Below are 490 nucleotides of genomic sequence, written 5' to 3' on the forward strand. Positions count from 1 at the left end.
GCAATGGGTGCGCGTGGTCGGTGGCTTTACCGAACACCAGTTCGCCGAGAAGCGCCTGCCGACGATCGAGGAACTCAACGCGGCCGCGCCCGATACGCCGGTGTTCATCCTGCATCTTTACGATCGTGCGCTGCTGAACGCGGCCGCGCTGCGCGTGGTCGGCTACACGAAGGACACGCCCGAGCCGCCGGGCGGCACGATCCTGCGCGATGCCGCGGGCAATCCGACCGGGCTGCTGCTCGCGAACCCGAATGCGACGATTCTCTACGCGACGCTCGCGAAGGGACCGAAGCTGCCGTTCGAATACCAGTACAACTCGACGCGCCACTTCATGCGCGAACTGAACCGTCTCGGCGTGACGGGTGTGATCGATGCAGGCGGCGGTTCGCAGAACTATCCCGACGATTACGAAGTGATCCGCAAGCTGCACGATGCCGGCGAGATGACGATCCGGATCGCGTACAACCTGTTCACGCAGAAGCCGAATGCC

1 protein-coding gene is annotated in these 490 nt (G+C 64.1%); it reads left to right on the top strand.

The genetic code is table 11. The features are described from left to right. The coding region (locus tag U4012_RS35655; protein ID WP_321804587.1) for an amidohydrolase family protein at nucleotides 1-490 on the top strand (490 nt) is incomplete at both ends.

It is taken from the genome of Burkholderia sp. BCC1988 (genome assembly GCF_905339895.1).
In the GTDB taxonomy this organism is placed as follows: Bacteria; Pseudomonadota; Gammaproteobacteria; order Burkholderiales; family Burkholderiaceae; genus Burkholderia.